Annotated in this window: 9 protein-coding genes; 3 read left to right on the forward strand and 6 right to left on the reverse strand. The window is 70.5% G+C overall.

Going from position 1 to position 14566, the window contains the following annotated elements; genetic code table 11:
* Positions 1 to 29: 29 nt before the first annotated feature.
* The 6 genes from MWN52_RS01590 to glyQ form a co-directional block, all read right to left on the reverse strand.
* Complete coding sequence (locus tag MWN52_RS01590) at positions 30 to 548, reverse strand: hypothetical protein (protein WP_286576267.1); 519 nt, start codon at positions 546 to 548, stop codon at positions 30 to 32.
* A 70-nt stretch (positions 549 to 618) separates the two neighbouring features.
* Complete coding sequence (locus tag MWN52_RS01595) at positions 619 to 4386, reverse strand: translocation/assembly module TamB domain-containing protein (protein ID WP_425608104.1); 3768 nt, start codon at positions 4384 to 4386, stop codon at positions 619 to 621.
* A 77-nt stretch (positions 4387 to 4463) separates the two neighbouring features.
* A complete protein-coding gene (locus tag MWN52_RS01600) occupies positions 4464 to 6533 on the reverse strand; it encodes an autotransporter assembly complex protein TamA (protein WP_425608068.1) in 2070 nt (689 codons plus the stop codon).
* Positions 6534 to 6720: 187 nt separating this feature from the next.
* Positions 6721 to 8904, reverse strand: coding sequence for a glycine--tRNA ligase subunit beta (glyS, locus tag MWN52_RS01610; RefSeq protein WP_286576271.1), 2184 nt, complete (start codon positions 8902 to 8904; stop codon positions 6721 to 6723).
* Positions 8905 to 9057: 153 nt separating this feature from the next.
* On the reverse strand, positions 9058 to 9687 hold the full coding sequence (locus tag MWN52_RS01615) for a glutathione S-transferase family protein (protein ID WP_130534923.1): 630 nt from the start codon (positions 9685 to 9687) through the stop codon (positions 9058 to 9060).
* The gene (gene glyQ, locus MWN52_RS01620; protein ID WP_130530262.1) at positions 9684 to 10613 is read right to left on the reverse strand and encodes a glycine--tRNA ligase subunit alpha; all 930 of its coding nucleotides are present in this window, start codon (positions 10611 to 10613) and stop codon (positions 9684 to 9686) included. Before glyQ ends, MWN52_RS01615 begins: the two co-directional genes overlap by 4 nt.
* A 92-nt stretch (positions 10614 to 10705) precedes the next feature.
* Here glyQ and MWN52_RS01625 point away from each other — a divergent pair, with 92 nt between their 5' ends.
* From MWN52_RS01625 to MWN52_RS01635, 3 genes are all read left to right on the forward strand, one after another.
* Entirely contained in the window at positions 10706 to 12514 is a 1809-nt protein-coding gene (locus MWN52_RS01625; protein ID WP_286576276.1) for a GspE/PulE family protein, read from the forward strand.
* Positions 12511 to 13236, forward strand: a complete 726-nt coding sequence (locus MWN52_RS01630; protein ID WP_286576277.1) for a glutamine amidotransferase — start codon at positions 12511 to 12513, stop codon at positions 13234 to 13236. The genes MWN52_RS01625 and MWN52_RS01630 overlap by 4 nt, the downstream gene beginning before the upstream one ends.
* Before the next feature lie 64 nt (positions 13237 to 13300).
* The gene (locus MWN52_RS01635) at positions 13301 to 14188 is read left to right on the forward strand and encodes a BPSS1780 family membrane protein (RefSeq protein ID WP_130514829.1); all 888 of its coding nucleotides are present in this window, start codon (positions 13301 to 13303) and stop codon (positions 14186 to 14188) included.
* Positions 14189 to 14566 lie beyond the last annotated feature (378 nt).

Genomic DNA, 14566 nt, shown 5'->3' on the forward strand with positions numbered 1-14566 from the left:
GAGATCGTTGTCCGCGGAGCCGAGTGCGGTCAGGCGGAGTCGGCGTCGCGGCCGTATCGCCCACGGGTGACGAGGCGCTGCAGGCCCGTGCTTCCGAAGATCATCCAGATCGCCAGGACCAGCTGCAGCAACGTCGAGACCACGCCGCCCAGCTGCTCGGGGCCCCAGGCGAAGTATCCGGAGGCTTCGTGTCGCGTCAGCAGGAAGATCGTGGCCCAGTAGCTGGCGTCGGGCAGCGCCGTGAGCAGCGTCCAGAATCCAAGCAGGGTCAGGCCTACCGACAACGCGGTCGAGGCGCCCATGGCGTGATCGGCGCGCGGCTCCTTCATCACCGGCAGCAGCTTGCGGGCGATGGTCAGCGGGAAGCGCCAGAGCGCGGCGCAGATCAGCAGGCCAAGGGCCAGCACCGACAGGCTCCAGACCATCGCCGTGGTGTCGTGCTGCGTGCGCAGCGCCGCCATGCTCGGCAGGAACGACCGCAGCAACGTGATCAACAGGAAGATCGCGAACAGGCGCGATCCAACAGCGATACAGTCTTCCCGGTTCATGGCCTGATTCCTTGACCTTTGAAGATGTTGAGCTGGCCGCGCAGCGCCTTCGCGCTGCTGGCGATGAGGGCTATTTCTCCTTGCGCCAATTGATCGACCCGCGCGTTTCCACGGTGGACGATTCGATCTCGGCGTTGAAGCCCTTGCGCAGCAGGTATTTCAGGGTGACCACCGAGCCGCCGCCGACCATGGCCACGCCGTAGCTGACGTAGAGCTTGGGCGAGAGGTACTTGCCGATGCCGAACACCGAGGCGCCCATCGTGCGCGACTCCAACACGCCGGCGTCGTCCAGGCCGATCTTGGCGCCCAGCTGCGAGGCCAGCAGGCCGGCGCCGGCCGACAGCGCCGAGGACGCGGCGCTGACCTGCGCGCTTTCCTGGCTGCTGGCGGTGCTCAGCGGGCGGCCCAACACCAGGTAGGCCAGCGCGTCGGATTCGGAGGTCTCCGGGTTGGACCAGACGCTGGCGCGCGGCGCGCTGGCACGGCCGGTGACGTCGATGCCGGCCGTCACGCCGGCGCTGACCACTTCGCGTTCGGCGCGGATGTTGATGTTGGGGTCGGAGACGTCGTCGTTGCTCCAGCTCAGCTCGCCGCGGGTGATGGTCAGCTTCTGCCCATAGGCGGTGTAGCGGCCATCGACGTTGAGCTGGCCGGTGGCCGACATGGCGCGGCCGGCGCGCGAGTGCACGCTCATCTGGCCCTGCAGCGAGCCTTCCAGGCCGAAGCCCTTCATCCGCACCTGGTCGCCCAGGTTCACCGCCAGGTCCAGCTTGAGCAGCGAGCTGCCGCCTTCCTCCGGATCGGCCGGGTCCAGCACCACCACGTCCTCGGAGGTGGACACGCCTTCGCTGAGCTTCTCCAGGTTGAGGTTGGCCGAGGGCACCGTGACCTGTCCGCCGACGCCCAGCACCTTGCCCTGCAGGGCGATGGTCATGTCCGGGTCGATCACCGCGCGCAGCTGGGTGGTGTCCGAGGCCAGGAAGTTGTCGCCGCGCACGTGGAACAGCAGCGGCTCGTCGCCGCCCTGCCAGCCCAGCGAGCCGTCGATGGACAGCGCGCCGCCGGTGCCGCCGCCGCCGGTGGCCGACTGCGACTTCACGCTGCCCTTGATCTGCGCGGTGCCGTCGGACAGCGCGGTCAGCTGCGCATTGCCCTGCACCAGGGTGATGCCCAGCGCCGGCAGGTCGCCGGTGAAGTCGCTCAGGTCGGCCTCGCCGCTGAGCAACGGCGCACCGCGCGTGCCGGCCAGGCCGATGTGGCCCTTGAGCTTGCCCTGCGGACGCACCAGGTCCGGCGAGAACAGCTCCAGCCAGAACAGGCGGTCGTTGTAGAGATAGATGTTGCCGGTCAGCGGGGCGTAGCTGTCCCAGCCGGTATCGAAGGTCGCATCGACGAAGCCGTTGCCCGCGAAGCCCGTGCCGAGGCGGCCGTGGATCTTCTGCGGCGTCATGTCCACATCGATGCTGAAGTGATCGTAGTGGACCAGTTCGCCGCGGCTGTTCTTGCCCATCTTCAGGCCGCCGTCCATCGAGGCGATGTGCACCTGGCCCTGCCAGGCGTTGGCCTGCGGCTTGAGGTTGGCCTCCAGCGTCAGGTCGCCGCGCAGGCTGAGCTGGCGGCCGTCCTGCTGCGGCAGCCACGGCTGCACCAGGGTCAGCGGCAGGCGGTCCGAATGCGCGCGCACGCCGTTGCGCGGCCAGTCGGCCGACACGCACAGGCTGCCGCCGTCGCCGCCGGCCAGGCAGCTGTCGGACAGGGTGAAGGCCTGGCCCTTCTGGCTGAAGCGTGCGGCCTGGGTCAGCGCCCAGGCATCGCCCTTGGACGGGACGATGCGCAGCGTCTCCAGCGTGCCGGACCAGGCGCCGTCCTGTGCCTGGCGCGCCGCGCCGGCGAGGGTGAGCGAGGCCATCTGGCTGTCGGCCTGCGCATGCAGCTGCAGGTCCTGCACCGCGCCGCGCGCCTGCACGTCCAGGCGGTCCAGCGCCAGCCCGGCCTGCACGCCGGTGCCGGTCAGCGCCAGCTGGCCATCGCCGCTCTTCCACGGCAGCCGGCCCTTCAGGCTCAGGGTCTGCGCGGTATAGGTGTCGAACTTGAGCGCGTTGCCCGTGAGGTCGGCCTCGATGGTCGGCGCGGCGCGCGGGCCGGAGAGCTTCAGCGTGCCGGCCAGCACGCCGGTGGCGCCGGGCAGCAGGTCGGCCAGCTCCAGCGGATTCAAGGTCGCATCGATATCCAGCGTGTCGGCCACCTTGCCCTGCGCCTGCACGCGGCTGGCGCCCAGGCTCAGATCCAGCTTGCCCTGGCCGCTGTCGCCCTGCAGGACGAAGTTGCCGCTGCCAGCCAGCTTGCGGTCGCGCAGGCGGCCGCCCAGCTGCGGGATGTCCAGCGTCGCATCGAACCCAGTGCCCTTGCCCGCGGCCGGATCGCGCTGTGCGCCCTTGCTGGACAGCTGGCCGGTGACCGCGCCCTTCCAGCCGGCGGCGAAGTAGCCCGGGTCGAAGTTCTGCAGCGTCGCCGTCACGTCCCAGGACAGCTGCGGCGCCCAGCCGACCTGGCCGGTCACCTGCAGCCCGCCGGCCGGCGTGGTCGCCTTGAGCGTCTTGAGCAGCACCTTCTCCAGGTCGCCGCGACCGTCGAAGTCGACCTTCGCCTTGTCCTGTCCGCGCGCCAGATCGGCCGTGCCGATCGCCGCCCAGTCCGCCTTGCGCCCGGCCACGCCCAGGTCCGCATCGGCCTGGATGCGCGCATCGCCTTCGCCCCACTTCAGGCCGCGCGCGTTGACCGCGAACTTGAAGCTCGGGTCTTCGGTCTGGGTGAAGTCGGCATGGCCGTTGAGCGTGACGCGGCCGTCGAGCAGCTGCACCGCCAGCGGCTGCACGGTCAGCGTGGTGTCGTCGATGCGCACGTGCGAGGGCTCGATCACCACCGCGTTCTCGCCCTGCTGGGCGTGGCCGCTGATGGCCGCGCCGCCGTCGGTGCCGCTGGCCTGCAGGTCGAAGGCCAGCGGCGGCGCATCGGCCGCGCCCACGCCCAGCAGCGACAGGTCCAGCTGCTTGCTGACCGCGCGCATGGCCCAGTCCGGCTTGGTCGCGCCGCGCACGTCCAGATGCACGCGCACCGGCGCCGGCGCGTTGCCGCCCACCGCCACCTGCATGTGCTTGACGTCGCCGCGGGCGACCAGCCCCAGCCGCGCCGGCGTCTTGCCGCGCGGTGCGGGGAAGCCGGCGGAGACGGTCAGGTCGGTGTCGTAGTCGTCGCCCGGCCGGTAGTGGCCGTCGATGGAGAAGTTGCCGCGGTCGCTGGTGATCTTCACCGCGCTGGCCTCGGCATAGCCATCGCCCAGGTCCACGCCGCCGCGGATGCTGCCGAGGAAGATCACCGGCTCGCCGCCGGAGGTGTAGCGCAGCCGGTCGACCTGCAGCGTGTCGGCCTGCAGGTTCAGCGGCAGCTCGATCTGCGGCATCACCTCGGGCCAGCGCGGCAGCTCGAACGGCTTGTCCGGGCTGGGCGCGACCTCCAGCGTGCCGTCCTCCACTTCCAGCCGGTCCAGGCGCAGGCGCTTGCCCAGAAGCGGGCGCAGGTCCGGGTCCAGCAGCACGCGCTTGGCGGTGAAGTCGATGCCGTCCATGTGGAAGTGCACGTCGCGCAGCGTCAGCGGCCCGGCGACCGGGCCTTCGGCGCTGGCGTAGGTCAGCGAACTGCCGGCCGGCAGACGCGCGATCACCTGCGCCAGCAGCACGTCGCGGCCGGCCACGGTCTGCAGCAGCCAGTACAGCCCCACCAGCGCCACCACCACCAGCGTGGCCACGCCGATCGCGCTGCGGATGGCCAGCGTGCGCATGCGCGCCTTGCGCCGGGCGCGCAGCTGCGCGATGCGCGCCTCGCGCTCCTCGGGGGTGAGGTCCTGCGGCGTGCGGCTCACAGGCTGGTCCCGATGCTCAAGTACAGCTGCACGACCGAGTCGGGATCGTTCAGGCCGTGGGCGATGTCCACCCGCACCGGGCCGATCGGCGAGCGGTAGCGCACGCCGACGCCGACGCCGGTCTTGAGATCGGGCGAGTCGTTGTAGGCGCTGCCGGTGTCGACGAAGATCGCGCCGCCGAAGGGGCCGCCCTTGTAGTAGTGCTCGTACTCGGCGCTGGCGGTGATCAGCTTCTTGCCGCCGACCGAATACTCGCCGCCCTCGGTGCGCACGCGTGGACCGACCTCGCGGTACTGGTAGCCGCGGATGCTGTTGTCGCCGCCGGCGTAGAAACGCAGGCTCGGCGGCAGCGCGTCGGGCGAGCCGGCGCTGGTCTGGCCGATCTCGCCGCGCAGGATGAAGCGGTCGTTGGCGCCGATGCCCTTGAACCAGCTCGCGCCGACCTGCAGCTGGGCGAAGTTGGTGTCCGAGCCGGCGCCCTCCAGGCCGCCGCGCAGGGTCGAGCGCGCGACGATGCCGCTGCGCGGGAACAGGCGATCGTCCACGTTGACGTACTGCGCCTCCAGCTGCGGATAGACGTAGGTCGCGTAGCGATACGGCGCGGCCGCCTCGGCGCCGTCGCCGTTCTCGTCCTCCAGCTCCAGCTTCCAGCGCTCGCGCAGGGCATGGATCGAGGCGGTGAGCGTCCAGTTCTCGTTGAGCTGGCCGCTGCGGCTGCCGATCAGCTCGATGCGGCGGGTGTCGATGTAGTCGGTCTGCTCGTCGTACAGCTGCGCGGTGGCCGCATACCAGCCATCGAGCCACTTGAACGCCGGGATGCGGTAGGTGCCGGTGAGCGACTTGCGGTTCTGCGCGTAGTCCAGCAGCGCCTTGAACTTGTGCCCGCGCGAGTTGACGTAGCGGCGTTCGATGCCCGCCAGCACACCGGCGCCGTACTCGGTGCCGTAGCTCAGGCCGGCGGTGTAGATGTTGCGCTTGGCCAGCTTGAGGTTGACGTCGATCGGCACGCGGCCGTCCACCGCGTGATCGGGATCGGGCTGGATGTCGATGTTGCTGAAGTAGTCCAGCGCCACCAGCGACTGGCGCAGCCGGTCCAGCTTGCCCTGGTGGTAGTAGCTGCCCTCGTCCCAGTAAACCAGCTGGTCGAGCAGGCCGGGCCGGAAGTAATCCTGATGGAAGATCGTCGGGCCCATGTCGTAGCGGATGCCGCTGACCCAGGACAGGTCGATGTCGGCGGCATGCTGGGCGCGGGTGATCTCGACCCGGCGGTCCTGGAAGTCCGCATCCAGATAGCCGCGCTCGGCCAGGCGGCGCACGATCTTGAGCTTGCTGGCCTCGTAGGTCTGGTGGTCGAACACCTGGCCCGGGCGCGGCGCGAAGTCCTTCAGGTCCTGGGCCAGGTAGCGGTCGCTGCCGCCTTCGCCCTCGATGCGGATATCGGCATCGCGCACGCGCACCGGTTCGCCCGGGTCCACGGTGACCACCACGGTAAGGTGATCGGCCGGCGCGCGCACGCGCGGCGCGTTGGCGGCGCTCGGCGCGGCCTGCCCGGTGGCCTGCTGCGCGGTGGTGCCCTCGCTGGCATCGGGATTGACGTCGGCCGGGGCCACCGAGGTGGTCACCTTGCCGTCGGCGTCACTGGCGTCGCGCTGCACCTGGGCGCTGGGCTGCGGCGCGGTGTCGCGATCGTCGTCGTCATCCTCATCGTCGTCCTTGTCCTTGCCGCCGGTCTTCTTCTGCCGCTCCACGCGCGCGGCCTGGCTGGCATCCAGACGGGTCGTGGTGACGGTGATGGTCGGCCCGTAGTAGCCGAAGGGTTCCAGCGCGTGGGCGGCCTCGTCCTTGGTCTGCTCCAGCAGATATTCCAGCCGCGCCTCGCCCAGGCGCTTGCCCAGCGCGTCGTTCAGCGTCAGGGCCACGCGGATGTTCTCGGCCATCGCGGCCTGGGTTTCATCGTCCTCGTTCAGGCCCTTGATCTGGACCTGGTCGACGATGGCCGCCGCCCACGCCAGCGCCGGAGACAGAGACAACGCGGCGGCGAGGGCAAGCGAGGAAAGGACGCGCATGGGGGAAAGCATACCCAACCGCCGTCCTGCGCCGGGTTAAGGCGCCATGACGGCATTGCGTCCCGAAGGCGCCGCAAGAAGCCACACCGTCGTTCCCGCGAACGCGGGAACCCAGCGCCTTGCACCTGGAAAAGCCCGAGCCCGCTGTGTCCGTCTGCGCGGGAACAACGGGCCTCCCAGGCCGTCCTCAGGCCGAAAGCTGCGCGATATCGGCCACCTTGCCGAAGCGCGCATGCAGCCGATGCAGCAGGGCCAGGCGATTGCCGCGCACGGCCGGGTTCTCGGCGTTGACCATCACCATGTCGAAGAAGCTGTCCACCTGCTCGCGCAGCAGTGCCAGGCGCGCCAGCACCGCGACGTAGTCGTGCTGATGCAGGGCGGTGTCGGTGTCGCCGATCGCGGCCTGCACGGCCTCGGCCAGCGCGGCCTCGGCCGGGTGTTCGATCAGGCCACGATCCAGGTGATCGGGGATCTGCACGCCCTCGGCCTGGGCCTTCTTGAGGATGTTGCCGATGCGCTTGTTGGCCGCGGCCAGCGCGGCGGCCTCGGGCAGCGCGGCGAAGGTGCCGATGGCCTCGATGCGGCGGTCGAAGTCGTACAGCGAGGCCGGCTTGAGCTCGGCCACCGCGTTGAACTGCGTGGTCGGCACGCCCTTGTCGGCGTAGTAGCCCTTCAGGCGGTCGAGGATGAAGTCGTAGATTTCTTCGATTCCTTCGGTCGGATCGCCATCGCGCTTTGCCGCAAATTCGGTGAACTGCTCTTGCGCAGCATCGCGATCCTTATCCGACTTGGCTTCGGAGACCGCCTTCTCAGAGCTTGTTGCAGCCGCTGTCAGCGCGTAATGCCGCGCAAGCGAGATGAAGTTGCGCAGATCCAGATCAAACCCACTCTCGATGATCGTCCGCGCCAGCCCCAGCGCATTGCGGCGCAGCGCGAACGGGTCCTTGTTGCCGGTCGGCTTGAGGCCCGCGGCGAAGCCGCCGGCCAGCGTGTCCAGGCGCTCGGCGATGGCCAGCACCTTGCCCAGCGGCGAGAGCGCGATGTCGTCGCCCGCGAAGCGCGGCTGGTAGCCCTCGTCGATGGCCAGCGCGACCTCCTGCGGTTCGCCGGCCGCCAGCGCGTAATGGCGCCCGGCGATGCCCTGCAGCTCGGGGAACTCGCCGACCATGCGCGACTGCAGATCGTTCTTGGACAGCTCGGCCGCGCGCCGGGCCAGCGCCGCGTCGGCGCCGACCTGCGGGGCGATGGCCTGCGCCAGCGCGGCCACGCGCGCGACCTTGTCGGCCACCGTGCCCAGCTTGGCCTGGTAGGTGACGGTCGCAAGGCCCTCGCCCATCGCCACCAGGCCCTGCTTGAGGTCCTCGTCGAAGAAGAACTTGGCATCGGCGAAGCGCGGGCGGATCACCCGCTCGTAGCCGGCGCGCACCTGCGCCGGATCGCGCGAGGCGATGTTGGCGATGCCGATGAAGTGCTCGGTCAGCACGCCGTCGCGCAGCACCGGGAAGAACTTCTGGTTGATCTCCATCGTCTCGATCAGCGCTTCCTGCGGCACGGCCAGGAAGGCGGGTTCGAAACTGCAGGCGACCGCGTTCGGCCACTCGGTCAGGCACACGACCTGTTCCAGGTTGTCGTCGGTGACGCGCGCGTCGCCATCGACGCTGCGCGCGGCGGCCTGGACCTGTTCGATGATGCGGGCGCGGCGCTGCTGCGGGTCGACCAGTACGCGCGCGGCTTCCAACGCGGCCACATAGTCGCCCGGCGCGGCGATCGACACCGGCGCGTCGTGCTCGAAGCGATGCCCGCGGCTCTCGCGGCCGGCGGCCACGCCCATCAGCGTGGTGTCGATGACCTGCTCGCCCAGCAGCGCCACCAGCCACTGCACCGGCCGGGCGAAGGCGTAGTCGTGGTCGCCCCAGCGCATCGGCTTGGGGATCGGCATGGCGGCCACGGCCTCGGCGATCACCTCGGGCAGCAGGTCGGCGGTGCGCGCGCCGGCGCGCGTGGCGCGCAGCACGAAGCGCTCGCCCTTGGCATCGGTGGTGCGCTCGAGCTGGGTCCAGTCCACGCCGGCCTTGGCCGCGAAACCGCTCAGCGCCTTGGTCGGCTGGCCGTCGGCGTCCAGGGCGATGTTCACGTACGGGCCGAACACCTCGCTGGCCTGCTCGGGCTGCTCCACCGCCACGCCCGGCAGCAGCACCGCCAGCCGGCGCGGGGTGAACAGCGGCCGCGCCTCGCGCGCGTCCACCGCCACGCCGCGCTTTTCCAGCCCGGCCTTGATGCCCTCGAACAGCGCATCGGCCAGCCCCGGCAGCGCCTTGACCGGCAGCTCCTCGGTGCCCAGTTCGATCAGGAGGGGAAGTTGTTCGCTCATGTCAGGAAACCTTGCTGTTCTCTTCTCCCCTCGGGAGAAGGTGCCCCGAAGGGGCGGATGAGGGTTGGGCGGAGTCGGTGAAGTCCGAGCGCTGCAGACTCCGCCGGCCCTCACCCCAACCCCTCTCCCGGGGGGAGAGGGGCTCAATGCACGTCACGTCGGTGCGTCGAAGGCCACGTGGAACTTCTTGAGCACCGGCAGCGCCTCGTAGCGGGCCACGCGCGCCTGCACGGCCGGATACGGAGACAGATCGAACGGCACCGCCTCGGCTGCGAAGCTGCAGCAGCAGGCCAGGGTGATGTCGGCCTGGGTCATGCGCTCGCCGATCAGCCAGTCATGGCCTGCGCGCGCGGTGCAGTGCGTCTCCAGCGCCGCCAGTGCGTGCTCCACCTGGGTCTGGCAGCGCGCGAGCCAAGGGCCATGGCGCTTGTCCTCGGGGCGGAATACGCGCTCGTACACCATCGTCACCGCCTTGTCGGCCACGCCGGTGGCCAGCGCGATCAGCTGCAGCGCCTGGCGACGTTCCGCGCCGGCGGCGGGCAGCAGTGCGCGTTCGGCGCCGACGGTCTGGTCCAAGTGATCCAGCACCGCGGACGATTCAAACAGCACCGCTTCATCGTCCAGCACCAGCGTCGGCACGCGGCCCAGCGGGTTGTAGGCGCGGATCCTGTCGGCATCGCGTCCGGTGGACCAGTCGCGATGCTCGAACGGCATGCCCAGCACGTCCATGCTCACCGCCACGCGGCGCACGAACGGTGAGTCGAACATGCCGATCAGGATCATGCCGCCGCCTCGTGCGCGGCGCGCTTGAGCCCCGGGAAGCCGAGCTTCTCGCGCTGCGCGTAGTACGCCTTGGCCACGGCCTGGGCCAGGGCGCGCACGCGCAGGATGTAGCGCTGGCGCTCGGTCACGCTGATGGCGCGGCGCGCGTCGAGCAGGTTGAAGCTATGGCTGGCCTTGGTCACCTGCTCGTAGGCGGGCAGCGGCAGGCCGGCCTCGACCAGCTTGACCGCCTCGCGCTCGCAGGCGTCGAAGCGGTGGAACAGCTCGGCCACGTCGGCATGCTCGAAGTTGTACGCGCTCTGCTCGACCTCGTTCTGGTGGTAGACATCGCCATAGGTCACCGGCGTGCCGTCCGGGCCGTAGGTCCACACCAGGTCGTAGACGTTGTCGCAGTCCTGCAGGTACATGCACAGGCGCTCGAGCCCGTAGGTGATCTCGCCCAGCACCGGCCGGCATTCCAGGCCGCCGGCCTGCTGGAAGTAGGTGAACTGGGTGACTTCCATGCCGTTCAACCACACTTCCCAGCCCAGGCCCCAGGCACCGAGCGTGGGCGATTCCCAGTTGTCCTCGACGAAGCGCAGGTCGTGCACCAGCGGGTCGATGCCCAGCGCCTTGAGCGAATCCAGATACAGCTGCTGCAGGTTGTCCGGGTTGGGCTTCATCGCCACCTGGTACTGGTAGTAGCGCTGCAGGCGGTTGGGGTTCTCGCCGTAGCGGCCGTCGGTGGGGCGGCGCGAGGGCTGCACGTAGGCCGCGTTCCACGGCTCGGGGCCGAGCGCGCGCAGGAAGGTGGCCGGGTGGAAGGTGCCCGCGCCGACTTCCAGGTCCAGCGGCTGGATCAGCACGCAGCCTTGGGCTGCCCAGAACTGGTTGAGGGTCTGGATCAGGCCCTGGAACGTGATGGGTGTGGCCGTCGTGACAGTCATGCGGCGAAGGGCGGAAAAAGGGGTGGGCTAGTATACGGGCGTGATGCGACCGCTTCTGGCCGCATGGACACGGCCAGGGGGCCGATGCCGCAATGGAACAGACCCAGCGCAGGGCCGATTTCTCGCCGGAGTCCACGGTGCTCGGGTCGGGCCGGCTGGACTTCGCCCAGGTCGCCCGCGCGGTGCTGGCCGACGGCCTGGTCGCCGAGGCCGACCGCGGCCGCATCCAGATGTCCGCCGCCGGCGCGCGCAGCGCCAGCGAGGTGCACCCGCTGGTGCTGCTGGCCAACCTCAAGCTGGCCGCGGCCGCCGGGGGCGAGCTGAGCCTGGAGCGCCTGACCGAATGGCTGGCCCGCCGTGTGGAGGTGCGCTACCTGCGCATCGACCCGACCAGGGTGGACGTGGCCAGCGTCACCGCCGTGGTCAGCCAGGCCTACGCCCGCCGCCACCGCATCCTGCCGCTGGCGGTCGAGCACGACCGCGTGCTGATGGCCACCAGCGAGCCGCTGGACCTGAGCTGGAAGCCCGACCTGACCCACCTGACCCGGCGCCACATCGAGCTGGCGCTGGTCAATCCGCTGGACCTGCACCGCTACACGATGGAGTTCTTCGGCGTGACGCGCTCGGTGCGCGGCGCCAAGGACCAGCGCGATCGCGAGCAGAACGCGTCCATGCCCAGCTTCGAGCAGCTGGTCGACCTGGGCCAGAGCGGCGAGGTCGGCGCCGACGATCACCACGTGGTGCAGATCGTCGACTGGATGCTGCAGTACGCCTACGAGCAGCGCGCCTCGGACATCCATCTGGAGCCGCGCCGCGAGCTGGGCCGCATCCGTTTCCGCATCGACGGGGTGCTGCACAAGGTGTTCGAGCTGCCGCCGCCGGTGATGACCGCGGTGGTCTCGCGCATCAAGGTGCTCGGCCGCATGGACCTGGCCGAACGCCGCCGCCCGCAGGACGGCCGCATCAAGACCCGCTCGCCCGGCGGGCGCGAGGTGGAGATGCGCCTGTCGACCATGCCCACCGCCTTCGGCGAGAAGTGCGTAATGCGCATCTTCGACCCGGACACCGCGTTCAAGCCGATCGCCGAGCTGGGCTTCAGCCCGACCGAGGCCGCCGGCTGGAACGCGCTGGTCGAGGCGCCGCACGGCATCGTGCTGGTGACCGGCCCGACCGGCTCGGGCAAGACCACCACGCTATACTCGACGCTGCGCAAGCTGGCCACCGCCGACGTCAACGTGTGCACGGTCGAAGACCCCATCGAGATGATCTCGCCCGAGTTCAACCAGATGCAGGTCCAGAACAACATCGACCTGGACTTCGCCTCCGGCGTGCGCACCCTGCTGCGCCAGGACCCGGACATCATCATGATCGGCGAGATCCGCGACCTGGAGACCGCGCAGATGGCGGTGCAGGCCTCGCTGACCGGCCACCTGGTGCTGTCCACCCTGCATACCAACGACGCGCCCTCGGCCATCACCCGCCTGCTGGACCTGGGCGTGGCGCACTACCTGGTCGCCTCGACCCTGAGCGGCGTGCTGGCCCAGCGCCTGGTGCGCACCCTGTGCCCGCACTGCCGCCAGCCCACCACACTGCCGGCCCACGCCTGGGACGCGCTGCTGGAGACCGGCCGCCAGGTGCCCGAGGACGCCGCGCCCAACGCCCCGGTCGGCTGCCTGGAATGCCGCCGCACCGGCTACATGGGCCGCGTGGGCCTGTACGAGCTGATGCCGCTGACCCCGCAGCTGCGGGCGATGGTCCGCGCCGACATGGATCTGGCCGCCTTCACCCGCGCCGCGCGCATCCAGGGCATGCGCACGCTGCGCGACGCAGGCCTTGACATGGTGGCGCGCGGTCTGACGACAATCGAGGAAGTCGTCTCCGTCCTGCCCCCTCGGGAATGAACCCACCCTTCCTGATCGTCGAAACCGGCCAGCCGCTGCGCAGTCTCAAGCGCCACGGCGGGTTCTCCCACTGGATCCGCGTCGCCGCCGGCCTGGAGGCCGACGAGGCGGTGGTGGCCAATGTCGAGCGCGGCGACGCGCTGCCCGCGCATGGCGACTTCGCCGGGATCATCGTCTCCGGCTCCTCGGCCATGGTCACCGACCGCGCCGACTGGAGCGAGCGCGCCGCCGGCTGGCTGCGCCAGGCCGCGCACGAGGGCCAGCCGCTGCTGGGCATCTGCTACGGCCACCAGCTGCTGGCCCACGCGCTGGGCGGCGAGGTGGCCTACAACCCGGCCGGGCGCGAATCGGGCACGGTGCGCATCGACCTGCATCCGCCTGCCGCGCAGGACCCGCTGTTCGCGCACCTGCCCGAGGGCTTCATGGCCCACACCAGCCATGTGCAGACGGTGCTGCGCGCGCCGGAAGGGGCCACGGTGCTGGCGCGTTCGCAGCGCGACGGCTGCCAGGCCTTCCGCTGGGGCGAGCGCGCCTGGGGCGTGCAGTTCCACCCCGAGTTCGCCACCCACCACATGCGCGGCTACGTGGTCGCCCGCGCCGAGCACCTGCGCAGCACCGGCCAGTGTCCGGTGCGCATCCACCGCGAGGTGACGGCCGCGCCGCAGGCGCGCACACTGTTGCGGCAGTTCGTGCGCCACGCGCGCCAGGCCCGGGCCCGCTGAACCCGGCCAGGCGCGCCGGGCCTTTCCTGTCCTCCCCCCCCTGCGTTCATTCGGAACTGTCTCGATGTCGATGATCAACAAGGTGCCCGCGAGCGCCGGCGCGCAATGGCTCCTGGACGGGCTGGCCGCGCTCAAGCGCGCGCCGCTGCAGCTGGGGGCGCTGGGCGCGCTGTGGGCGCTGCTGTCGCTGCTGGTGGCCCAGGTCATGGCGCTGGCCACGGTGCCGGGGCTGTTCCTGCAGCTGCTGCTGGGGCTGGCCTCGCCGGTGCTGTTCGCCGGCATGGTCGGCGCGGCGCGCAAGGTGGCCGGCGCGCAGCCGGTGGTGCCGGGCGACCTGTTCGGCGGGTTCCGCTCCGGCCGCATCTCCAGCCTGGTGGCCACGCTGCTGCCGCAGGTGCTGCTGGCCATCGCCGCCGGCCTGCTGCTGATGGCGCTGCTGGGCACCGAGGGCGTGCAGAAGCTGCAGGAGGTCATCGGCCATCTCGAGCAGCAGGCCGCCAGCGGCGGGGAGCCCGATCCGGCCATGGTGGCGCAGCTGCCGGCCGGGCGCCTGCTGCTGTGGCTGCTGCTGCTGATCGCCGGCGGACTGGTGGCCAGCCTGCTGGTGTTCGTGGCGGTGCCGGACGTGCTGTTCGGCCAGCGCCGCGGCATGGAGGCGATGTTCAACAGCCTGCGCGCCTGTCTGCACAATCTGCCGGCGGTGGTGGTGTTCTACCTGCTGCTGGTGATCGTGCTGGTGCCGCTGCTGATCGTGGTGCAGTTGCTGGGCCTGGCCGTGGCCATGGTCGCCGGGCAGCTGCTGGGCATCCTGCTGACCAATGTGCTGCTGATGGGGGTGATGCTGCCGCTGCTGGCCGGCTGCGTGACCAGCGCCTGGAGCCAGCTGCTGGGCCAGCCTGGCGCCGTCGCGCCGACCGAGCCGCTGCCGCCGCCTTCGACCTTCGCGGCCTGACGTTCCTCCGGTCGGGGCTCTCCCCTGTTGGGGAATTGCGGCGCGTGAGCTCTTGGCTTCGGAGGGGCAGCGGTCCGGCGGGCGGTGGCCGCTTGTCCCTCAGTCAGGGCATCCTGCCCTGATTCGGGCGCTCGGCCTCCTGCCTCGCTAGGCGCGGCCACCGCCCGCTGGCCCGCTGCCGCAGGCGTTGCGCTAAGCGGCTTCGGCGCGCAAGAAGTCCTGATCCATCCTCAGCGGGGTCATCGGCCGGGTGCGACCCATGTGGGAGCAACCGTCTCCTCAACTCCAGCATCCGTCCGTTTGTAGAGCGGAGCTCGCTCCGCTGCCCTTCGTTCGGTTTGTGGGGAAGGCCCCAGCGGAGCAAGCTCCGCTCTACAG

The organism is Pseudoxanthomonas winnipegensis, assembly GCF_030322905.1.
GTDB classification, from domain to species: Bacteria; Pseudomonadota; Gammaproteobacteria; order Xanthomonadales; family Xanthomonadaceae; genus Pseudoxanthomonas_A; species Pseudoxanthomonas_A winnipegensis.